16 protein-coding genes and 3 pseudogenes are annotated in these 22097 nt (G+C 70.1%); 11 read left to right on the forward strand and 8 right to left on the reverse strand.

Going from position 1 to position 22097, the window contains the following annotated elements; translation table 11 throughout:
• Nucleotides 1–119 precede the first annotated feature (119 nt).
• Nucleotides 120–1412 (forward strand): EAL and HDOD domain-containing protein, encoded by a 1293-nt coding sequence (locus AAG689_RS16020; protein ID WP_406622853.1) that lies wholly within the window; start codon nt 120–122, stop codon nt 1410–1412.
• On the opposite strand, the gene AAG689_RS16025 is transcribed toward AAG689_RS16020, so the two are convergent.
• The 3 genes from AAG689_RS16025 to AAG689_RS16035 form a co-directional block, all read right to left on the reverse strand.
• Nucleotides 1413–2387 carry a Bug family tripartite tricarboxylate transporter substrate binding protein gene (locus AAG689_RS16025; RefSeq protein ID WP_406622854.1) on the reverse strand — a complete coding sequence of 325 codons (975 nt, stop codon included), beginning with the start codon at nt 2385–2387 and terminating at the stop codon, nt 1413–1415.
• A 28-nt stretch (nt 2388–2415) separates the two neighbouring features.
• Entirely contained in the window at nt 2416–3384 is a 969-nt protein-coding gene (locus AAG689_RS16030; RefSeq protein WP_406622855.1) for a Bug family tripartite tricarboxylate transporter substrate binding protein, read from the reverse strand.
• Nucleotides 3385–3449: 65 nt separating this feature from the next.
• Nucleotides 3450–3740 (reverse strand): helix-turn-helix domain-containing protein, encoded by a 291-nt coding sequence (locus AAG689_RS16035; RefSeq protein ID WP_406622856.1) that lies wholly within the window; start codon nt 3738–3740, stop codon nt 3450–3452.
• Between the two features lie 116 nt (nt 3741–3856).
• Here AAG689_RS16035 and AAG689_RS16040 point away from each other — a divergent pair, with 116 nt between their 5' ends.
• Together AAG689_RS16040 and AAG689_RS16045 are read left to right on the forward strand one after the other, a co-directional pair.
• Nucleotides 3857–6376, forward strand: coding sequence for an EAL domain-containing protein (locus AAG689_RS16040; protein WP_406622857.1), 2520 nt, complete (start codon nt 3857–3859; stop codon nt 6374–6376).
• Between the two features lie 5 nt (nt 6377–6381).
• Nucleotides 6382–7997, forward strand: a pseudogene (locus AAG689_RS16045) (methyl-accepting chemotaxis protein).
• A 71-nt stretch (nt 7998–8068) separates the two neighbouring features.
• Here the strand turns inward: AAG689_RS16045 and xerD are convergent.
• Both xerD and AAG689_RS16055 read right to left on the reverse strand, forming a co-directional pair.
• Nucleotides 8069–8968: a site-specific tyrosine recombinase XerD gene (gene xerD, locus AAG689_RS16050; protein ID WP_406622858.1), complete on the reverse strand. Its 900-nt coding sequence runs from the start codon at nt 8966–8968 to the stop codon at nt 8069–8071.
• 58 nt (nt 8969–9026) lie between these two features.
• Nucleotides 9027–9989, reverse strand: a complete 963-nt coding sequence (locus tag AAG689_RS16055; RefSeq protein WP_020226939.1) for a tripartite tricarboxylate transporter substrate binding protein BugE — start codon at nt 9987–9989, stop codon at nt 9027–9029.
• 132 nt (nt 9990–10121) lie between these two features.
• On the opposite strand from AAG689_RS16055, the pseudogene AAG689_RS16060 reads away from it, so the two are divergent.
• Nucleotides 10122–11038: pseudogene (locus tag AAG689_RS16060) on the forward strand (AEC family transporter).
• On the opposite strand, the gene AAG689_RS16065 reads toward AAG689_RS16060, so the two are convergent.
• Nucleotides 11004–13619: a diguanylate cyclase gene (locus AAG689_RS16065; RefSeq protein WP_406622859.1), complete on the reverse strand. Its 2616-nt coding sequence runs from the start codon at nt 13617–13619 to the stop codon at nt 11004–11006. The pseudogene AAG689_RS16060 and the gene AAG689_RS16065 overlap by 35 nt on opposite strands.
• 75 nt (nt 13620–13694) lie before the next feature.
• Nucleotides 13695–14741, reverse strand: coding sequence for a tRNA epoxyqueuosine(34) reductase QueG (queG, locus tag AAG689_RS16070; RefSeq protein ID WP_406626353.1), 1047 nt, complete (start codon nt 14739–14741; stop codon nt 13695–13697).
• Between the two features lie 12 nt (nt 14742–14753).
• Here queG and tsaE point away from each other — a divergent pair, with 12 nt between their 5' ends.
• From tsaE to AAG689_RS16090, 4 genes are all read left to right on the forward strand, one after another.
• Nucleotides 14754–15269 (forward strand): tRNA (adenosine(37)-N6)-threonylcarbamoyltransferase complex ATPase subunit type 1 TsaE, encoded by a 516-nt coding sequence (tsaE, locus tag AAG689_RS16075; RefSeq protein WP_406622860.1) that lies wholly within the window; start codon nt 14754–14756, stop codon nt 15267–15269.
• Nucleotides 15266–16663 (forward strand): N-acetylmuramoyl-L-alanine amidase, encoded by a 1398-nt coding sequence (locus AAG689_RS16080; protein WP_406622861.1) that lies wholly within the window; start codon nt 15266–15268, stop codon nt 16661–16663. Before tsaE ends, AAG689_RS16080 begins: the two co-directional genes overlap by 4 nt.
• Before the next feature lie 35 nt (nt 16664–16698).
• The gene (locus AAG689_RS16085; RefSeq protein ID WP_406622862.1) at nt 16699–17031 is read left to right on the forward strand and encodes a cupin domain-containing protein; all 333 of its coding nucleotides are present in this window, start codon (nt 16699–16701) and stop codon (nt 17029–17031) included.
• A gap of 103 nt (nt 17032–17134) precedes the next feature.
• Nucleotides 17135–17368, forward strand: coding sequence for a glycine zipper 2TM domain-containing protein (locus AAG689_RS16090; protein ID WP_020226931.1), 234 nt, complete (start codon nt 17135–17137; stop codon nt 17366–17368).
• A gap of 55 nt (nt 17369–17423) precedes the next feature.
• Here the strand turns inward: AAG689_RS16090 and AAG689_RS16095 are convergent.
• Nucleotides 17424–18076 (reverse strand): annotated as a pseudogene (locus AAG689_RS16095) (DedA family protein).
• Between the two features lie 185 nt (nt 18077–18261).
• On the opposite strand from AAG689_RS16095, the gene AAG689_RS16100 reads away from it, so the two are divergent.
• The 3 genes from AAG689_RS16100 to gdhA all read left to right on the forward strand — a co-directional run bounded on the left by AAG689_RS16100 (nt 18262) and on the right by gdhA (nt 22063).
• Nucleotides 18262–18507, forward strand: a complete 246-nt coding sequence (locus AAG689_RS16100) for a glycine zipper 2TM domain-containing protein (protein ID WP_020226929.1) — start codon at nt 18262–18264, stop codon at nt 18505–18507.
• Between the two features lie 50 nt (nt 18508–18557).
• A complete protein-coding gene (mutL, locus tag AAG689_RS16105; protein ID WP_406622863.1) occupies nt 18558–20489 on the forward strand; it encodes a DNA mismatch repair endonuclease MutL in 1932 nt (643 codons plus the stop codon).
• Nucleotides 20490–20719: 230 nt separating this feature from the next.
• Nucleotides 20720–22063: an NADP-specific glutamate dehydrogenase gene (gdhA, locus tag AAG689_RS16110; RefSeq protein ID WP_020226927.1), complete on the forward strand. Its 1344-nt coding sequence runs from the start codon at nt 20720–20722 to the stop codon at nt 22061–22063.
• Nucleotides 22064–22097: the final 34 nt, after the last annotated feature.

The following is a 22097-nucleotide window of genomic DNA, read 5'->3' on the forward strand; positions in this document are numbered from 1 at the left end:
GCGGCTATTGGCTGCGCCGCGCTTCGCGCATCCATCCCCATTGCGGGGCCAGCACGCGGGGGATTTGATGGATGACACGCCCTAAAATCACCCTGAGTCCCTTGCCCCAGAGGCCCACCATGTCGAGCACCCCCGATTCCGCAGAGACAACCCTCGCGCCGCCCTCCCCGCAGGATGCAGGCACGGGCGCCGAGAACCTGGTCATCATCGCCCGCCAAGCCATCCTGGACGAGCACCGCGCCGTCTTCGGCTACGAGCTGTTCGACCGCTCCACCGCGGCCGATGCGCACACGGCCGCGAGCGACGCGGCGCTGCTGTTCAACGCCCTCTCCTACGCCGGCACCGAGGCCCTGGTGGGCCGCAAGACGGTGTTCATCAACTGCACGCACGACAGCCTGGCCGGCGCCCACCTCGAGCTGATCCACCCCGAGAAAGTGGTGCTGGAAGTGCCCGTCCTCGCGGCCGACGCCACGCCCGAGCAGATCGAGGCGCAGATCCCCGTGCTCCACGCCCTGCGCACGCGGGGCTTTCGCGTGGCCTTCAACCAGAGCGTGCTGCGCCGCGCCTATGCGAGCTGGCTGCCGCTGGCCTCGTTCATCAAGCTCGACATGCAGGCCTTCAAGCCCGAGCTGGCCGAACCGCTGGTGAAATTCGCGCGCGCCCACACCCAGGCCACGCTGGTGGCGGAAAAGGTGGAGACGGCCGAGCAGCACGAGCGCATGGCCGCCCTGGGGGTGAAGCTGTTCCAGGGCTACTGGTTCGCGCAGCCGTCCGTAGTGAAGGCGCAAACCATCCGCCCCTCGCAGGCCACCATCATCCAGCTCATCAACCTGGTGCGCAAACAGGCCAGCACGGCCGAGATCGAGGACCTGCTCAAGAAGGACCCGACGCTGTCCTTCAACCTGCTGCGCTTCATCAACTCCTCGGGCTTCGGCCTGTCGTGCGAGATCACCTCGTTCCGCCACGCGGTGATGATCCTGGGGCTCAAGAAGCTGTTCCGCTGGGCTGCGCTGCTCATGACCACCTCGCGCGCCAGCGGCTCGCCGCCTGCCGTGGGCCAGACCGCCGTGGTGCGCGGGCGCCTCATGGAGCTGCTGGCGGCCGAGCTGCTGCCGCCCGAGGAGTGCGACAACGCCTTCGTGGTCGGCGTGTTCTCGCTGCTGGACACCATGCTCGGCGTGCCGCTGGAGCGTGCGCTCGAAACCGTGGCCCTGCCCCAGTCCGTGCTGGACGCGCTGCTGCACAACCAGGGCGTGTTCGCCCCCTTCCTGGAGCTGACCAAGGCCTGCGAAAGCGGGGACGACGTCACCTTCGCCCGCACAGCGGAGGCGCTGCACCTGTCCAACCGGCAGGTCAACTGGGCCCACCTGCAGGCCCTGGCCTGGGCCGAGAACCTGCAGGGCGACGACTGATCAATCCAGGCGGATGTTCGCCGCGCGGATGATGCGCGCGTTGCTCTCGGACTCCTGCGCGATCTGGCGCGCGAACTCGGCCGCCGTGCCACCCGTGGGCACGTTGTCGGACGCCTCCAGCCGCGCCCGGATGTCGGGCAGCGCCAGCGCGTGGTTGATCTCGGCATTGAGCCGCTCGCGCACCGGCGCGGGCGTTTTGGCGGGCGCGAAGATGCCGAACACCGACGTCAGGTTGGCTGCGGGCAGGCCCAGCTCGGCCAGCGTGGGCACGTCGGGCAGCGCCTGCAGGCGCTTGGGCGCGCCCACGGCAAGCGGATGCAGCTTGCCGGCCTTGATGTGCTGCATCACCGCCGGGCCTGCATTGGTGGAGAGCACCTCGAACTGGCCGGAGAGCGCGTCGTTGAGCTGCTGGCCGCCGCCCTTGTAGGGCACATGCGTGATCTGCACGCCGCTGCCCTGCATGATGTGCTCCAGCATGATGTGGCCCAGCGACGCCAGGCCCGACGTCGCCCAGCGCACGTCGCCCGGCTTGGCCTTGGCCGCCGCCAGCAGCTGGCGGAAGTCCCGCGCGGCGGTGGCCTGCGTGCCCAGCAGCAGCACCGGCGAATACATCACGCTGGCCACGGGCGCGATGTCGCGCACCGGGTCGAAGGGGGGTTTGCCCAGGTGCGGGTTGAGCACCAGCGGGCTGATGGCGGAAAAGCCCAGCGTGTAGCCGTCCGGGGCCGCCTTGGCCACCATGTCCATGCCGATCGTGCCACCCGCGCCCGCCTTGTTCTCCACCACCACGGGCGTACCCAGCCGCGCGGAGAGCTTGTCGCCCAGCGCACGCGCCACCACGTCGCTCACGCCGCCGGCCGGATAGGCGACGACGATGCGGATGGGATTGGACGGCCACGGCGCCGGCTGGGCAGCCACGGACAGCGGAGCGACGGCAAGGGAAGCCAGAAGCTGGCGGCGGGTAGGGGATGGCATGGAAACAGTCCTGTAGGGGTTGGAAAAATCAATCGAGCTGCAGCTTGCGCTCGCGGATCAGGCGCGCCCATTTTTCGTTGTCCGCCTTCACGAAGTCCGCGAACTCGGCGGCGCCCAGCGGATGCACCTCGGCGCCCGCACCCGCGAACTTGGCCTTGACCTCCGGCTGCGCGAGCACCTTGGCCAGCTCGGCCGAGAGGCGGTCGGTGATGGCCTGCGGCAGGCCCGCGGGCGCCACGAGCCCCTGGAAGCCCACGGACTCCATGGCGCCCAGGCCCAGTTCGCGCACCGTGGGCACGTCGGGCAGCTGCGGGTCGCGCTGCGGACCGGTCACGGCCAGGGCCTTGAGCTTGCCGCCCTTCACCTGGGGCAGCAGCACGCTGCCCGCGTCGATCAGCAGCTGCGTCTGGCCGCCGAGCAGGTCCTGGATCGCGGGCGCGCTGCCCTTGTAGGGCACATGGGTGACGTTGAGCCCCGTGGCCTGGTTCATCAGCTCGCCGTTGAGGTGCGTCGAGGTGCCGGTGCCGCCCGAGGCGAAGTTGACCTTGCCCGTGTTGGCGCGCGCCCACTGCACCCAGTCCTTCAGGTCCTTGGCCGGATGGTCGGGCCGCGTGACGGCGATGTAGCTGCCCTGGCTGATCTGCCCGATGTAGGTGAACTGCGTGAGCGGGTCGTAGGGCTTCTTGGCCTGCAGGTAGGGCGCGATGGCGAAGGGCCCGGTGTTGGCCAGCAGCAGCGTGTAGCCGTCGGGCGCGGCGCGCGTGAGCTCCGTCGCCGCGATCATGCCGCTGGCGCCGGGCTTGTAGTCCATCACGATCTGCTGGCCCAGCGCCTCCTGCAGCGGCACCTGCACCGTGCGCGCGGCGAAGTCGATGCCGCCGCCAGGCGGATAGCCCACGATGAGCCGGATGGGCTTGGCTGCGGGCCAGGCCTGCGCGAAGGCCAGTGTCGCCGTGCCGGCCAGCGCCAGGGCGGCAGCCCAGTGCTTGAGATTCATGGAGTCTCCTTGGGGGTGTTATCGGGTGGAAGGGCGCAAGCGTAACCGAGCTGCGGCCGCCCTGCTTACCGCCGCACCCTGCCGCGGGAGACGGGCTGCGCGCCCTGCACGCGCACCCGTTCCATCGGCATTTCGGGCGGCGACAACAGCTCCGGCACGGACACCTCCAGCCCCCGTGCCAGCACGTGCAGGGCGGTCAGCGTGGGGTTGGCCTGCCCCGACTCGATGCGGCTCAGATAGGTGCGGAACATGTCGCAGCGGTCGGCCAGTTCCTCCTGCGTGACCCCCTTGCGCGCGCGCAATTCCCTGATCCTCTGGCCGAGGAGCTTGCGCGGGTCTGAAGTCGGTTGGTCCACCCGCGCACTGTTGGTTACGTATACTCATTCATACACACACCAATTCGTACATTTGGGATAGGACAACGGCGCGACCGCTTGTCGTACCCGCAGCGCCCGTGGCCCGGGGAGGGAATTTGGAAAAGCCCCAAAGCTTTCAGCACCGCAAAGAGTTCCTGAACCTGACCGCGAAGGACGAGCGCATCCTGCAGGGCCTGCACGCCGCGCTGGGCGAAGGAGCGCCGGGCTTCGTCGAAGGCTTCTACCGCCACCTGCTCTCGTTCGAGGAGATGCGCGCGCTCATCCCGGACGACGACTCCCTCGCCCGCCTGCAGCGGCTGCAGACCCGCTACTTCCACACGCTCACCGCCGGCCGCTACGACGAGGCCTATGGGCTGGAACGCCAGCGCGTGGGCCTGACGCACGCGCGCGTCGGGCTGCCCCCCGGCTGGTACCTCGGCGCCTACAGCCAGTACCTCACGCAGCTGTTGCCCGTGGTGGCGCGCCTGGGCCTGCCCGCCGACGACTGGGTGGCCGCGCTCCAGGCGCTCGTCAAGGTGGTCTTCCTGGACATGGGACTGGCCATCGACACCTACATCGCGCTGCGCGACGAGATGATCTCGGAGCTGCGCGACTACGGCGCCGCCTTCGCGCGCCTGCCCTACGGCACGGTGGTCGCCACCGCCGACCTGGACGTGGTGTTCGCCAACGAGGCCTTCGCGCACCTGGCCGGCTGCGCGCCCGAGGCGCTGGTGGGCCATCCGCTGGGCGCCCTGATGGACGTGGGCGGCCTGCCCGCGCTGGCGCAGCAGGCGCTGCTGCACGGCCATGCGCGGGGCACGGTGCAGTTGCGCCCGCGCGCGCAGGCCCTGGCCCTGCCGGTGGCCGTCACCGCGCACACCCTGCAGCCGGGCAGCGGCGCCGCGCCGCGCCTGCTGCTGACCATCGAGGACCTGCGCGAGCGCGAGCAGTTCCTGCGCGACCTGCTCAACGCCCAGGAGGTGGCCAACATCGGCACCTGGCACACCCTGTTCGACGGACGCATCGCCCTCACGCCGCAGGCCGCGCGCATCCTCGGCTGGCCCGAAGGCCAGCCGTTCGGCTACGGCGACCTGCTGGACTGCGTGCACCCCGACGACCGCGGCTACGCGGATGCCCAGTGGGCCGAGGGGCTGGCGCGCGGCCACCACGCCTTCTCGCTGCGCGTGCGCCACGGCGGCCAGGTGCGCTGGGTGGACCTGCGCGGCAGGACCGAGCACGGCGCGGCCGGCCAGCCCGTGCGCGGCTACGGCACCGTGCTCGACATCACGGAACGCCACCACACCGAGCAGTACATGCAGCGGCTGGCCTTCTTCGACACGCTCACCGGCCTGCCCAACCGCATGCACGGCATGAAGCAGGTGCAGCGCCTGCTGCACGAGGCGGGCGAGCAGAAGCAGCGCGCCGTGGTGCTGTTCGCGGATCTCGACAAGTTCAAGGAGATCAACGACACCCAGGGCCACGCCGCTGGCGACCGCGTGCTCGTGGCGGTGGCCCGGCATTGCCAGGACGCGCTGGGCGCAGGCGGCGTGCTGGCGCGCCTGGGCGGCGACGAATTCATGTTCGCCCACCCCCTGGCCGATGGCGAGGACGTGCTGGCCCTGGCACGACAGGTGCACGCTGCGCTGCAGCGTCCCGTGTGGGTGGACGGCCTGCGCTTCGAGGTGGGCGCCAGCATCGGCGTGGCCCTCTACCCCGCGCATGGCCAGGACGTGGACGAGCTGCTGCAGTGCGCGGACATGGCAATGTACCGGGCCAAGATGCAGGGCTGCGGCTGCCTGCTCTACGACGAGGCTCTGGGCCGGCAGGTGCAGCGGCGCATCGCGCTCGGCACGCGGCTGGAGGCCGCGCTGCAGCAGTCTCTGCTGGAGCTGCACTTCCAGCCGAAGGTGGACATCGCATCGGGCCGGATCGTGGGCGTGGAGGCCCTGGCGCGCTGGCACGACGCCGAATGGGGATGGGTGAGCCCGGCGGAGTTCATCGTGGCCGCCGAGGAGCGGGGGCTCATCATGGCGCTGGGCGACTGGAGCCTGGACGCCGCCGCGCGGCAATGGCGGGCCTGGCGCGACGCGGGCGTGGCGCGGCCGCCGCCCATCGCCGTCAACGTCTCGGCCACGCAGATGATGGGCGATGCATTCGCCGAGCGCGCGCTGGCGCTGGTGCGCGCGCACGGCGTGCGCCCGCAGGCGATCGAGCTGGAGATCACCGAATCCGCGCTGATGCTGCACCCCGACCGCGCGCGCCGCGTGGCCTCGCGCCTCGTGGAGCTGGGCTTCACGCTCTCCCTCGACGATTTCGGCACGGGCTACTCCTCGCTCGCGCGGCTGCGCGACTTTCCCGTCTCGCGCATCAAGATCGACATGTCCTTCGTGCACGGCATGCTCGCCGAGCCCGGCCACCTCGCCATCGTGACGGCGGTGATCGGCATGGCCCGCGCCCTGGGGCTGCGGACCGTGGCCGAGGGCGTGGAAACGCAGGAGCAGCGCCACAGGCTGCACGCGCTGCAGTGCGACGAGGTGCAGGGCTGGCTGTTCGGCCGCGCCATGCCCGCGGCCGAGCTGGAGCGCCGCTGGCTGCGCCCTGCCCCCCTCCCCACCGACGACACACTCCAAGGATAGGCGCCATGCGGATCAACCTCCCCGTCACCGCCAGCGAATACGCGTTCCCCGCGCAGGAAACGCTGGTTTCCGTCACCGACACCAAGGGCCGCATCACCTACTGCAACCCGGCCTTCATCGCGGTGAGCGGCTTCGTGCAGGACGAGCTGCTGGGCCAGCCGCACAACCTGATCCGCCACCCCGACATGCCCGCCGAGGCCTTCCGCGACCTGTGGGACACCATCCAGGCCGGCCAGCCATGGACGGGCCTCGTGAAGAACCGGCGCAAGAACGGCGATTTCTACTGGGTGCAGGCCAACGTCACGCCCATGCGCGACGGCAACCGGATCACGGGTTTCCTGTCGGTGCGCACCCTGCCCGCGCGCGAGCAGGTGCAAGCCGCCGAAGCGCTCTACACGGCCATGCGCGTGCAGGCCGATGCGGGGCGCACGGTGCACGCGCTGCAGCGCGGCGCCGTGGTGCGGCGAGACCTGCGCGGTCGCCTGGCACGGCTGGCCGCCCCTCCACGCCCGTGCGGCTGGCGCTGGCACAGGCGCTCGCCGTGGTGGCGCCGCTGGCGTGCGCGGCGCTGGGCGCGCCCTGGGCGGCGACGGGCGCGGCGGCCGTGGCGTCAGCGGCGGCCGCGGTGGCGCTGACGCGCAGGCTCGCCATCGCGCCGCTGGACGCCCTGGTGCGGGATGCCAACCACCTGGCATCGGGCGATCTGTCGCACACCGTGCAGACGGGCGCCAGCGGCAGCGTGGGGCAACTGCAGCGCGCGCTGTTCCAGCTGTGCGTGAACCTGCGCACCGTGGTGCGCGACGTGCGCGCGGAGCTGCAGCGGCTCGACACCTCGGTGCGCGAGATCGCCCGCGGCAACCACGATCTGTCGTCGCGCACCGAGGCCCAGGCCGGCAGCCTGGAGCAGACGGCCGCATCGATGGAGCAGATCAACGGCACGGTGCACAGCAGCGCCGCCTCCGCCGGCCAGGGCGCACGCTTCGCGGCCGAGGCCACGGCCACCACCCAGCGCGGCAGCGATTCGGTACAGGCCGTGGGCGCCACCATGGAGGGCATCGCCAGCGCGTCGCGGCACATCGAGGGCATCGTGCAGATCATCGAAGGCGTGGCCTTCCAGACCAACCTGCTGGCGCTCAACGCCGCCGTCGAGGCAGCGCGCGCGGGCGATGCCGGGCGGGGCTTCGCCGTGGTGGCGGCGGAGGTGCGCACGCTGGCTTCGCGCACCGCGCAGGCCGCGCGCGACATCAAGCAGCTCATCGGCGAATCGTCCGCGCGCGTGGCCTCGGGCACCGCGGCCGCGGGCGAGGCGCGCGAGCGCATGGACGAGGCGCTGCAGACCGTGCGCCGCGTGGACACGGCGCTGGGCGAGATCAGCACCGCCGCAGCCGAGCAGCAGAGCGGCATCGCGCAGATCAACGCGGCCGTCGCGCACCTGGACTCCATCACGCAGCAGAACGCCGCGCTGGTGGAGCAGCTCGCCGCTGCCGGCGAGGCACTGCAGGGCCAGGTGCGCGGCGTGGCCGACACGATGCGGCTGCTGCGCCTGGCGCACGGCGAGGCGTCGCTCTCGCAGATCGACGCGGCGGCCCTGCGCCGCGGGCGCCAAGCGCTGCCAGGCTGAGGCAGCGCTTCTCTTTTAATAGCTGCTCGCGCTTTCTGGTAAAGCGCCAGAGGCCGATTTCCCTATCAACATCACCCGCGCGGGTGGTGCTGGGCATGGAGCGCCTTGAGCCGCTCGCGCGCCACGTGGGTGTAGATGGTGGTGGTGGAGATGTCCGCGTGCCCCAGCAGCAGCTGCACCACGCGCAGGTCGGCGCCGTGGTTGAGCAGGTGCGTGGCGAACGCATGGCGCAGCGTATGGGGCGAGAGCGGCGCGGTGATGCCCGCCGCCTGCGCGCATTTCTTGACGATGACCCAGAACATCACGCGCGTCATGCCGCTGCCGCGCTGGGTGACGAACAGGTCGTCGGTCTGCTGCCCGCCCAGGATGGCGCCGCGCGCTTCGGCCAGATAGCGCTCCAGCCAGCGCCGCGCTTCGTCGCCGAAGGGCACGAGCCGCTCCTTGCCGCCCTTGCCCATGATGCGCAGCACGCCCTCGGACAGCCCCACGTGGAAGGTCTTGAGCGTGACCAGCTCCGAGACGCGCAGGCCGCTCGCGTACATCAGCTCCAGCATGGCGCGGTCGCGCAGGCCCAGGGGCGTGGCATCGTCGGGCGCCTGCAGCAGCGCCTCGACCTGCGCCTGCGTGAGCGTCCCCGGCACGCGCAGCGGCTGGCGTGCGGCCTGCAGGCGCACCGTGGGGTCGTGCGCGATGCGCCGCTCGCGCAGCGCCCAGTGGAAGTAGCGCCGCAGCACCGTGAGGCGCCGGTTGGCGGAGGTGGCGCGCGTCTCGGCATGGCGCGCGGCGAAGTAGCCGCCCAGGTGGTGCTCCTGCGTCGCATCGAGCGCCAGCGCAGGCTCCTGCGCAGCAAGCCACTGTGCGTACATCGAGAGGTCGCGGCGGTAGGCGGCCAGGGTGTTGCGCGAGAGGCCGTCCTCCAGCCACAAGGCGTCGATGAACAGGTCGATGGCGTTCTGGCTTTCGGGCAGCATGGCTTGGACAAAGGAAAAAGCCGCCCGGGGGCGGCTTTGGTCTGGGGGAACGCGCAGCTTACTCCAGCGTGAGCTTCTGCTTTTGCACCACCTGCTTGTAGATCTCGAACTCGGCCTTGATCTGCTCGGCGAACTGCTCGGGCGTGTTGGCGACGATGATGGAATCGGTGTCCTCGATGCGCTTGCGCACTGCCGGGTCTTCCAGGGCCTTCTTGGTGCCGGCGCTGATCTTGTCCACCACTTCCTTGGGCAGGTTCTTGGGGCCCAGGATGCCGTAGTAGGCCATGCGGTTCACGGGCTCCAGGCCCACTTCCTTGAAGGTGGGCACGTTGGGCAGAGCCGCCACGCGCTGGGGTGCCGAAACCACGATGGGGATCAGCTTGCCGGCCTTGATGAAGGGCAGCGCCGAAGGCAGGTTGTCGAAGATCATGGGCACCTGGCCCGCCACGGTGTCGTTCAGGGCCGGGCCCGCGCCACGGTAGGGGATGTGCGTGATGAAGGTGTTGGTAAGGCTCTTGTACAGCTCCATCAGCAGGTGGCCGATGCCGCCCGTGCCCGAGGAGGAATACGAATACTTGCCGGGGTTCTTCTGGATCTCCGCCAGGAAGGACTTGTAGTCCTTGGCCGGGAAGCTCGGGTGCACCGCGATGATGTTGGGCGTGGCCGCGATGTTGATGATGGGCGTGAAGTCGGTGACCGGGTTGTAGGGGATCTTGGTGTTGATCGCCGGGTTGGCCGCCGTGGTGGACACGGTGGCCACGCCCAGGTTGTAGCCGTCGGGCGCGGCGCGCGAGGTTTCCTGCGCGCCGATGACGCCGCCGCCACCACCGCGGTTCTCCACCACCACGGGCTGGCCCAGGGCCTTGCCCAGCGGATCGGCGATCACGCGGCCGATGATGTCCGTGGTGCCGCCGGGTGCGAAGGGCACCAGCAGCTTGACGGGCTTGTTGGGATAGCCCTGGGCGAAGGATGTACCTGCGGCGACGGCCAGTGCCAGTCCCAGCCAATTGCGGCGTTGCATAGAAAAGCTCCTCATCAAATTGTGTTTGGTGAAAGAAAAGAGGGGGTAGGCGGCGATCCTAAACGCACAGCCCGCCCATGCCCGCCCTCTGGGCCCATTATCTGTTGGGGATTTCCCCACACTGCGCACGGTATGCTGCGCGCCGTGAATTACGCGCAGCTCCTCGTTCCCGACTTCTCCCTGATCCTGTGCGGCTACCTGCTGTGCCGCTGCACCCCCTGAACCGTTCGGTCTGGCAGCCGGTGGAAAGCCTGGTGTACTACCTGCTCTTTCCGGTGCTGCTGTTCCAGTCCATCGTCAAGAGTCCCATCAACGTGGGCGAGGCCTCGGGCCTGATCGCCGCAGGTCTGGGCACCGGCCTGTGCGGCATCGCGCTGGCCTACAGCCTGCCCCACCTGCCCTGGCTGGGCCGTCACATCGACCGGCGCGACCATGCGGCCAGCGCGCAGGTGGCCTTCCGCTTCAATTCCTTCATCGTGCTGGCGCTGGCCGAGCGCCTGGCGGGCGCCCAGGGCCTGCTGATGGCAGCCGTGCTCATCGGCGTGTGCGTGCCGCTCTTCAACGTGGCGGCCGTGTGGCCCATGGCGCGCGGCGGCCGGCAGGGCTTCGTGCGCGAGCTGGTGCGCAACCCGCTGATCGTGGCCACCGCCACGGGGCTGGCGGCGAACCTGCTGGGCTTTCGCATTCCGTTCTGGATGGAGCCGACGGTGAGCCGCATCAGCGCCGCGTCGCTCGCGCTGGGGCTGATGGCGGCGGGCGCGGGCCTGCAGTTCGGGCTGCTCACGCGCAGCAAGCTGCTGTCCACGGCGCTGCTGGCCATCCGCCACGTGGTGCAGCCGCTGATCGCCTGGGGCCTGGCCCGGCTGCTCGGCCTGGATGCCGCGCAGACGGCGGTGCTGATGGCGTTCTGCGCCGTGTCCACCGCCTCCACCTGCTACGTGCTGGCGGCGCGCATGGGGCACAACGGGGCCTACGTGGCGGGGCTGGTCACGCTGTCCACCGTGCTGGGTGCGGTCAGCCTGCCGCTGGCGCTGGGGATGGTGCGGTAGCCAGGTTCTCGCTCCACGGCGTGGAGCGGTTGCGCCCGTTGCGCTTGGAGAAATACATCGCCGCGTCGGCACGCTCCAGGCAGGCCAGTGCCCGCGCATCGTCCGGCGCCAGGGCATAGACACCGAGGCTGATGGTGATGCGGATGTCGCCCACGCCATCCACGGCAATCGGGTGCGCTGCCACCGCCTCGCGCAGGCGCTCGGCACGCAGGTAGCCGGCTTCCGCGCCGGCCGAGGACAGCAGCGCCGCGAACTCCTCGCCGCCCAGGCGGCCCACCATGTCGTCCTTGCGCAGTTCCTGCTCCAGCACCCATGCAAGTGCCTGGAGCACCACGTCGCCCACGGCGTGGCCGTAGGTGTCGTTCACGCGCTTGAAATGGTCGATGTCGAGCATGATGAGCGTGGCCGCGTCCACCAGGCCGGCGCGCAGGTGGTCCAGCTCCATGTCCAGCCGCTCCATGAAGGCCCGGCGGTTGGGGATGCCGGTGAGCGCGTCGGTGAGCGCCAGCGTCTCCAGCCGCGTTTCGCGCTGGCGGCGCGCGTCGGTGTCGATCAGGGTCCAGATCACGCCGCCGTCGCCGTCCTCGGGGTCGAGCTGCGTGCCCTGCATGTCGAACCAGCGCGGGTCGCCCGAAGGCAGGCGCAGCGCCCATTCCACGCGCACGGATCCTTCCGCCTGGAGCCGGTCGTAGAGCGCGGCGAACCGGGCGAAGCCTTCGTCGCTGTCGTGCAGCAGGCGAAACGACAGCCCCGGCGGCTGCCTGCCGGCCTGCAGGCCGAAGACCTGGGCCGCGCGTTCGTTGGCGTAGAGAATGTCGCGGCCGGGCGTGGCCACCATCACCAGCGCGCCGCCACGGTCGATCAGCGCCTTGAGCATGCGGCCCTGCTCCACGCGCTGCTGGATGTCGGTGTGCGTGCCCAGCATGTGCAGCGGGCGGCCGCGCGCGTCGCGCTCGGACACCTCGCCGCGCGACTCGACGTGGAGCCAGCCGTTCTCCGCGGTGCGCAGGCGCATTTCCACGCGGAACTCCTCGCCCAGCTCCAGGTGGCGGCGCAGCCTTTCACGCACCCGTTCGCCGTCCGCGGGGTGGATCCTGGCCAGGAAGTCCTCGTACAGCAGCGCAAAGGCGCCGTCCTCGAAACCCAGCATCTGGTAGCAGCGCGCATCCCATTCGACGCGGCCGCTCTCGCAGTCCCATTGCCACAGGCCGTCGCGCACGGCCTGCACGGTGGCGCGCAGGCGCTCCTCGCTGCGGCGGATGGCTTCCTGCAGCGCCTGGTCCTGCGTCACATCGTGTACGTAGCCGTACCAGAGCAGCGTGCCGTCGTCCTCGCGCTGGGGCCGCGCATGGCCGTGCAGCCAGCGCAGGCCGCCTCCGGGGTGGCGCACGCGGTATTTGTGGTCCCAGAGACCCTGCGTGGCCATGCTGGCACGCACGGACGCGGCCAGCGCCGGCAGGTCGGCGGGGTGCACGCGGCTTGCCAGGCCAGCCTCGCCCGCCGGGCCGGCAGCGGGGGGCAGGCCATGCACCTCGAAGAAGCCCGGCGTGGTGAACAGCAGGCGGAAATCCCCCGCCTCGTCCATGCGGCTCTGAAACAGGCCGCCGGGCACCTCCTGCGCCAGGCGGGCGAAGCGGCGCTCGCCCTGCAGGCGCAGTCGCTCGCTGCGCTCGCGCTGCACGGCCAGCCAGACGGTCAGCAGGGCGCCGAGCAGGATCAGCGCGCTCGTCACGCCGTTGCGCACCAGGCTGCGGGCCACGGTAGCCTGGAACGGCCCGAAGACGGCATGGCGGTCCAAGCCCACGGCGACGATGAGCGGCTGGTCCGGCACGCGGCTCCAGGCATAGAGCCGCCGCACGCCGTCCGGAGGGGCCTCCACGTCGTAGGTGCCCTGCATGCGCTGCGGCTCGAACAGGTGCAGCCGCTCGGGCGGCACCGCGCGGCCGAGCACGGCATCCTGCTGCCGGGAGCGGGCGAGGTAGGTGCCGTCGGTGCGCAGCAGGGAGATGATGTCGCCCGGCCCGTCGAGGATGGCCCGGAAATAGCGGGCGATGTAGTCGGGCGACAGCGAGAGCACCACCACGCCGTCGAATTCGCCGCCGCGCAGCAGGGGCCGGCTCAGCTGGATCGTCCACTGCCGCGACAGGCGCCCCTGCACGGGCGTCCCCACGAACATGCCCGCGGCACGCCGCTCGGCATGCGCCTGGAAATGCTCGCGGTCGCGGATCGACACCTTCTCCTGCGGCCCGCCGGGCGGGGCCAGGTTGGAATAGACGATGTCGCCGCCCGCATCGGCGACGGCCACCTGCACGAGCACGCCCAAGGGGTAGGCGTCGAACACCGTCGTGACCATTTGCCGGAAAGCCGCCCCGTCTCCGGCGGCATAGCCGGTCGCCAGGCTTTGCAGGGTGTAGTCCAGCCCCGACAGCAGGGTCTGCACCTGCACGGACACCGCATGGGATATCTGGCCCACCCGCAGCCAGGTCTGCGCCTCGGTTTCGCGCTGCTGCGTGCGGTAGCCGTTGAGCAGCACCGACCAGTAGGCGCCCATGGCCAGCACCAGGCAGGCGATGCCCGCCACCAGATTCCATGCGAACGGTGTCAGCCCCGCTGGGAAGCGGGCGGGAAAAAGGCGGTCTTGGTGGGCATGTCCGTCCTATTGTTGCGCCAGGGCCCAGCCTACATGCTCGCGCACCAGGGCGCTGCCGTGCTCTGCACGGGTGCGCAGCGCGGCCTCGAGCGCGGGCGCCTGCGCCGGGCCGGCAGCGCGCAGCGCATTGCCCAGCGCCACGGCGATGTTGCGCAGCCAGCGCTCGTGGCCGATGCGGCGGATCGGCCCGCCCTCGGTCATGCGCAGGAAGGTGGCTTCGTCCCAGGAGAACAGGTGCGCGAGCTGCTGCGCCACCAGGCCTGTGCGCGCGTCGAAGTCCGGCAGCCTGCTTGTCTGCGCGAACTTGTTCCAGGGACAGATGAGCTGGCAGTCGTCGCAGCCGTAGATGCGGTTGCCTATGAGCGGGCGCAGCTCCAGGGGGATGCTGCCCGCGTGCTCGATGGTCAGGTACGAGATGCAGCGCCGCGCGTCCACGCGGTGCGGCGCCACGATGGCCTGCGTCGGGCACACGTCCATGCAGGCCTGGCAGCTGCCGCAGTGCGCACTGACGGGCGCGGTGGGCTCCAGCGCCATGTCCACGTAGATCTCGCCGAGGAAGAACATGGAGCCCGCCTCGCGCGAGAGCACCAGCGTATGCTTGCCCCGCCAGCCCTGGCCGCTGCGGCGCGCGAGTTCCGCCTCCAGCACCGGAGCCGAGTCGGTGAACACGCGGTGGCCGAAGGGTCCCACCGCCTCGGCGACGCGGTCGCTGAGCTTTTGCAGCCGCGCGCGCAGCACCTTGTGGTAGTCGCGGCCCCGGGCGTAGACGGAGACGACGGCCTCCTGCGGGCGCGCCAGCCGGCCCAGCTCGACGGCCTGCCACTCCGGCGCCGTATCGCGCGGCAGGTAGTCCATGCGCGCGGTGATCACGCTCACGGTGCCGGGCACCAGCTCGGCCGGCCGGGCGCGCTTGAGGCCGTGGGCCGCCATGTAGTGCATCTCGCCATGGAACCCCTGGGCCAGCCATTGCATCAATCCGGGTTCGGCTTCGGACAAATCCACCCCCGCCACGCCGATTTGGGAAAATCCCAGCTCGCGGGCCCAGCCTCGTATCTGAGGAACAAGTTGACTGCTGCACACCATTACCGCCAAATTGTAGAAAGCCCTCCCCTGCACAGCCTGGTGCAGCATTGGCAGAGCGAGGACGACACGGCCCTGTGCGCCGCGCGGCTGGCCGCTCAGCCCGGCCTGCGCAATGCCTTCATCACCCTGCATGGCGACCTGGGCGCGGGCAAGACCACGCTGGTGCGCCACCTGCTGCGCGCGCTGGGGGTGCAAGGCCGCATCAAGAGCCCGACCTATGCGGTGGTGGAGCCGCACCAGGCGAGGGACCTGCCCGTCTGGCACTTCGACTTCTACCGCTTCACCGATCCGCGCGAGTGGGAGGACGCGGGCTTCCGCGACATCTTCGCCGGCCCCGGCCTCAAGCTTGCCGAATGGCCCGGGAACGCAGGAAGCCTCACCCCGCCTGCGGATATTGCTATTTACATTGAAGCAGTGGATGATCACGCCCGGCACGTGACGCTGCAGGCCCACACGCCCCATGGCCGTGACGTGCTCCTAGGACTTTCCACGCCATGAGTGACGCGCCCCCACCCCGCTCACGCTCCACCCGCCGCTCTCTGCTGCAGGCAGGCAGCCTGGTGCTGCTGCTGGGCGCGCAGCAGATCGCGCGCGGCGCCGCCATCGTGGCGGTGCGCGTGTGGCCCGCGCAGGACTACTCGCGCGTGACCATCGAGTCCGATCGCCAGCTGGTCGCCAAGCAGTTCTTCGTGGCCACGCCGCCGCGCCTGGCGGTGGACATCGAGGGCATCGACCTCAACCCCTCGCTGCGCGAGCTGGTGGCCCGGGTCATGCCGGACGACCCCAACATCGCCGGCATCCGCGTGGGGCAGAACGCACCCGGCGTGGTGCGCCTGGTGGTGGATTTGAAGCAGGCCGCGCTGCCGCAGGTGTTCACGCTGCCGCCCATCGCGGCCTACCAGCACCGGCTGGTGTTCGACCTCTACCCCGCCCAGGCGCCCGACCCGCTGGAAGCGCTGATCGCCGAGCGGCTACGCGAGGCGCCGCTGACCACCCCCGCGCCGCCACCGGCGTCCCTGGCGGAAGACCCGCTCGGCGACCTGATCGCCCAGCACAGCCTCAAGGTCCCGCCAGTGCCCGCGGCACCGGCCGCACCCGCACAGCAGCCCCCTCTGGCCGCCTCTCCGCCGGCGCGCCCGCCGGCACCCACCGTGGCCCGGGCAACGGACCGCCTCATCATCGTCGCCCTCGACCCGGGCCACGGAGGGGAAGACCCGGGCGCCATCGGTCCCGGCGGCACGCGCGAGAAGGACGTGGTGCTCAAGGTGGCCCACCTCCTGCGCGACCGCATCAACGCCACCAGCGTGGGCGGCAACCCCATGCGCGCCTTCCTCACGCGCGACGCGGACTACTTCGTGCCCCTGGCCACGCGCGTGGACAAGGCACGGCGCGTGCAGGCGGACCTGTTCGTCTCCATCCACGCCGATGCGTTCACCACTCCGGCCGCGCGCGGGGCCAGCGTGTTCGCGCTGAGCCAGAGCGGCGCCTCCAGCTCGGCCGCGCGCTGGCTCGCCAACAAGGAGAACCAGGCCGACCTGATCGGCGGCGTGAACGTCGGCTCGCAGCGCGACCGCCACCTGCAGCGCGCGCTGCTCGACATGAGCACCACGGCGCAGATCAACGACAGCCTCAAGCTCGGCAGCGTGCTGCTGGGCGAGATCGGCGGCATGGCCCGGCTGCACAAGCCGCGCGTGGAGCAGGCGGGCTTCGCCGTGCTCAAGGCACCCGACATTCCCAGCGTGCTGGTGGAGACCGCCTTCATCAGCAACCCCGAGGAAGAGGCCAAGCTGCGGTCGAGCGCCTACCAGCAGCAGTTGGCCGATGCGCTGATGCGCGGCATCATCCGGTACTTCGCCAAGAACCCGCCGCTGGCGCGCAGCCGGTCCGTGTGACCGGCGCGGCGCGGGCGGCGCACCAGGAGACCACCATGGCACTGCCCCACGCCCAATCCTCCGAAGTCGTCAGCGTCCGGCCCCTGGGCCAGTGCCTGACCGAGGCCACCACCTTCGCCATCATCAAGGCGCAGCAACTGGAAGTGATCCGCGTGGTGCTGCCCGCGGGCAAGGCCCTGCGCCAGCACGACACGCCCGGCGAGATCACCGTGCAGTGCATAGAGGGCGAGGTGGAGTTCAGCGTCGGACCCACGGCGCACATGCTGCGCGCAGGCGATTTCCTGCACCTGGCACCGCGCGCGCCGCATGCGCTGCGCGCGATCCGGGACGCGTCGCTGCTCGTCACCATCTGCCTGGCACCGGGCTAGTCCTACAGCCGGCGAATGGGCACACCTACAGCCCCGCGCAGGAGCGCAGGGCACAGTGAAGACATCCACCCACACAGGGTGCTTTCACGACAAGGAGCCCATCATGAACTACCGTCATCTTCTCTCCGCAGCCGCCTGCGCAGCAGCGCTGGGCATGGTCGGCTGCTCCAGCAATCCCACGAATGCGCAGATCGGCACCGGCGTAGGCGCCGTGGCCGGGGGCGTAGTGGGTAGCGCGCTCGGCGGCACGGCCGCTACGGTCGGCGGCGCCGCTGCCGGCGCGCTGATCGGCCACGAACTGGGCGAAGACCGCGACGGCCGCCAGGGCCGCCGCTAAAGCGTTTGAAGCCAAAGCGGCCTCTTGCGCCCGCCCAGCGGGCGCGAGCAGCTACTTAAACCGTAGCAGAGGCGCTTTTGCGGCTGGCCCGCCAAGCCCCTCCGATGGCGATGAGGCCGGGGACGAAGATCATCGCCCAGATGATCTTGTCCAGGTGCTGCTGCACCCAGGCGAGGTTGCCGAAAAAGTAGCCTGCGGTGCAGATGCCCATCACCCACAGTACGGCCCCCCCACGTTGTAGGCGGTGAACTTGCCGCGGCCCATGGCCGCCACGCCTGCCACGAACGGGGCAAAGGTGCGGATGAAGGGCATGAATCGCGCCAGCACGATGGTGATGCCGCCATAACGCTCATAGAACGCATGGGCCTGGTCGAACGCCCGCTTGTTGAACCAGCGCGAGTTGTTCCACTGGAACACTTTCGGCCCGAAATAGCGGCCGATGCTGTAGTTGCACTGGTCCCCCAGGATCGCAGCTACCAGCAGGACGGCGCAGGCCAGCGGAAAGCTCATGAGGCCGGCGCCGCTGAGCGCGCCCACGACGAACAGCAGCGAATCGCCGGGCAGGAAGGGCATGACCACCACGCCCGTCTCCACAAACACGATGATGAACAGCAACGCGTACACCCAGGGCCCGTAGCTCGCGACGAAGGCCGCGAGATGCTTATCCACGTGCAGGATGAAATCGATCAGGAACTGGAAGACTTCCAAAACGGCAACCTCTTGTGACTGGCGCCGTACTGTAGCGCCTCACCCGGATGCCCCTGGCATGCCCTGTGGCACTGCCGGTGCGTTCTTAGCAATCGGACACAACCGCTCGCAAAACGGTACGCATTGGACGGCTGCGCTTCAAAGAGCGCGGGCATAGTCGGGCCATCTACAAGGAGGAACACACCATGACCGCACGATTCACCCGCACCCTGGCCGCCGCCGCCCTGATCGCCGGCGCACTGGCACTCTCTGGCTGCGCGCACCGTCCCACCAACAGCCAGATCGGCACCGGCGTGGGGGCCGTTGCGGGCGGCCTGGTCGGCAATGCCGTGTTCGGCTCCACGCTCGGGACCGTCGGGGGAGCGGCCGCCGGCGCGCTGATCGGCAACGAAGTCGGCCGCAACAACGACCGCGGCCACCGCCGCCGCTGACCGGCCCGCCCAGCACCTGCGGGCCTGGCCGCGCTGCATAGAATGCACCGGTGAACGCGCCCGCACCGACCTCTCCTTCCCGCCGCCCCATCCGCGACCTGCCCGACGAGCTCATCAGCCAGATTGCGGCGGGCGAAGTGGTCGAGCGCCCAGCCTCCGCCGTGCGCGAGCTGGTGGACAACGCGCTGGACGCCGGGGCCACTGCCATCACCGTGCGCCTGTCCGCGGGCGGCGTGCGCCTGATCTCCGTGGAGGACGACGGCGCCGGCATTCCGCAGGACGAGTTGCCTGTGGCCCTGCGCCGCCACGCCACGAGCAAGATCGCCAGCCTGGACGACCTGGAGTCCGTCGCCACCATGGGCTTTCGCGGCGAAGCGCTGGCGGCTATCGCGTCGGTGTCGGAGATGTCGCTGCTCTCGCGCACCGCGCAGCAGCCCAGCGCCTTCCTGCTGCACGCCCCGACAGGCGAGCTGCGTCCTGCCGCGCGCGGCCAGGGGACGACCGTGGAGGTGAAGGAGCTGTTCTTCTCCACCCCCGCGCGGCGCAAATTCCTCAAGACCGACGCCACCGAACTCGCCCACTGCATCGAGGCCGTGCGCCGCCACGCGCTGGCGCGACCGGACGTGGGCTTCGCCATCTGGCACGAGGGAAAGCTGGTCGAGCAGTGGCGCGCCACGCTGGCACCCGATGCGCCTGCCGATGAGAGCGCACTGCGCGAGGCGCTGGACCGACGCCTGGCCGACGTGCTGGGCGACGATTTCCTGCGCGACTCCGTGGCCGTGCACCAGCGCACGGGCCATGTCACCGTGACCGGCCGCGCGGGCCTGCCCGATACCGCCCGCTCGCGCGCCGACCAGCAGTTCTGCTACGTGAACGGCCGATTCGTGCGCGACAAGGTGCTCACCCATGCGGCCCGCAGCGCCTACGAGGACGTCCTGCACGGCCAGCGGCAGCCCGTGTATGCGCTCTATGTGCGCATCGACCCGCAGCGGGTGGACGTGAACGTGCACCCCACCAAGATCGAAGTGCGCTTCCGCGACAGCCGCGAGGTGCACCAAGCCGTGCGCCACGCCGTGGAGAACGCGCTGGCTGCGCCCCGCGCACAGGCGCTGGCCGCTGCCGCAGAATCCCCCGGCGGCACGCCAGTCCCGGCAGCGCCGGAATACACATCAAATAGGCCACAAACGCCCATCTGGCAAGCGCAAGCAGCTATCAAATTCGACAACCCCACCGGCCACAAGGTATCCGACCTGCAGGCGCTGTGGTCCCCCTCCGCGCCGCCGGCGGCTGCTGACGAGGACGTGGCGCCCGCACCGGCCGGGGCGTCGCAGCGCGAGGCTGCCGCAGCGTGGCCGGCCAGCGTTTCGCTCCCTGCCGTGCAGGACGAGGCGTCTGCCTGGCCGCTGGGCCGCGCCGTGGCGCAGATCCACGGCGTGTACATCCTGGCCGAGAGTGCGCAAGGCCTCGTCGTGGTGGACATGCACGCGGCCCATGAACGCATCGTCTACGAGCGCCTCAAGTCCCAGGTGGACAGCGGCGCGCGCATCGCCAGCCAGCCGCTGCTGATTCCCGCCACCTTCGCCGCCACTCCCGAGGAGGTGGCCACCGCCGAGGCCCATGGCGACACGCTGGACATGCTGGGGCTGGAGATCGCCCCTTTCTCCCCCCGCACCCTGGCCGTGCGCGCCGTCCCCACCACGCTGGCGCAGGGCAATCCGGTGGAACTGGCGCGCAGCGTGCTCGCCGAACTGGCCACGCACGACGCGAGCACCGTGGTGCAGCGTGCGCAGAGCGAGATCCTGGGCACCATGGCCTGCCACGGCGCGGTGCGCGCCAATCGCCGCCTCACGCTGGACGAGATGAACGCCCTGTTGCGCCAGATGGAAGTGACGGAGCGCTCCGACCAGTGCAACCACGGGCGCCCCACCTGGCGCCAGCTCACGATGAAAGAGCTCGACGCGCTTTTCCTGCGCGGGCGCTGATCTCCTCCCTGCTTTGCGTACGCCATGCAGTCATGGCGTGGCCTCTTCTCCCTCTGCCCATCATGGTCCGCACCCATGGCACTGCCGTGGTGCGGAGCAGCGCATGGGTGTGCACGGCCGCACCAAGGTCGGACACCCCTCACCAAACAGGTGCATAACCACATGTCTTTTTGGCATAATTCGATGCTGCATTGCCGCATTTGTCCATTTCCAGAGCAGAAAGTCCTTGTATGAAGCACCAGTCCGTGGGCCAATTCCTTGAACAGGTCGCCCAGCGCAACCCCGGCCAGCCCGAATACCTCCAAGCCGTGACGGAGGTGATGGAAAGCCTTTGGCCGTTCATCGAAAAGCACCCGCGCTACGCCGATCAAGCGCTGCTGGAACGCTTGGTGGAACCCGAGCGCGTGGTGATGTTCCGCGTCTCCTGGTTCGACGACCACGGCAATGTGCATGTCAACCGCGGCTACCGCATCCAGCACAGCATGGCCGTCGGCCCCTACAAGGGCGGCCTGCGCTTCCACCCGTCGGTGAACCTGTCGGTGCTGAAATTCCTGGCGTTCGAGCAGACCTTCAAGAATGCGCTGACCACGCTGCCCATGGGCGGCGGCAAGGGCGGCTCGGACTTCGATCCCAAGGGCAAGAGCCCCGCTGAAGTCATGCGCTTCTGCCAGGCCTTCGTGACCGAGCTGTACCGCCACGTGGGCCCCGACACCGACGTGCCGGCCGGCGACATCGGCGTGGGCGGCCGCGAGGTCGGCTTCATGGCCGGCATGTACAAGAAACTGGCCAACAACGCCGCCAGCGTGTTCACGGGCAAGGGCCTGTCGTTCGGCGGCTCGCTGATCCGCCCCGAGGCCACGGGCTACGGCACCGTCTACTTCGCCGACGAGATGCTCAAGACCCGCGGCAAGTCGTTCGACGGCCTGCGCGTGTCCGTCTCCGGCTCCGGCAACGTGGCGCAGTACGCGGTCGAGAAGGCCATGGAACTGGGCGCCAAGGTCATCACCGTGTCCGACTCCAGCGGCACCATCATCGACGAGGATGGCTTCACCCCCGAGAAGCTGGCCATCCTGATGGACGTGAAGAACCACCACTACGGCCGCGTGAGCGACTACGCGCAGCGCACCGGCGTGAAGTTCGAGGCCGGCGTGCGCCCCTGGCACGTGCCCGTGGACGTGGCCCTGCCCTGCGCCACGCAGAACGAGTTGGACGAAAAGGACGCCGCGACCCTCATCAAGAACGGCGTGGTCTGCGTGGCCGAAGGCGCCAACATGCCATCGACCATCGAGGCCGCCAAGGCCTTCGAAGCCGCTGGAGTGCTCTACGCGCCGGGCAAGGCCAGCAATGCCGGCGGCGTGGCGACCTCAGGCCTGGAAATGAGCCAGAACGCCCTGCGCCTGTCCTGGCCCCGCGAGGAAGTCGACGGCCGCCTGCTGCAGATCATGCGCAGCATCCACACCGCCTGCCTGCAATACGGCAAGCGCGCCGATGGCAGCGTGAGCTATGTGGACGGCGCCAACGTGGCAGGCTTCGTGAAGGTGGCCGACGCCATGATGGCGCAAGGCGTGGTCTGACCCAGACCTGCGCCGCAGGAAGGGGGCGGCACGC

The organism is Acidovorax sp. SDU_ACID1 (genome assembly GCF_045291395.1).
Lineage (GTDB): Bacteria > Pseudomonadota > Gammaproteobacteria > Burkholderiales > Burkholderiaceae_C > MR-S7.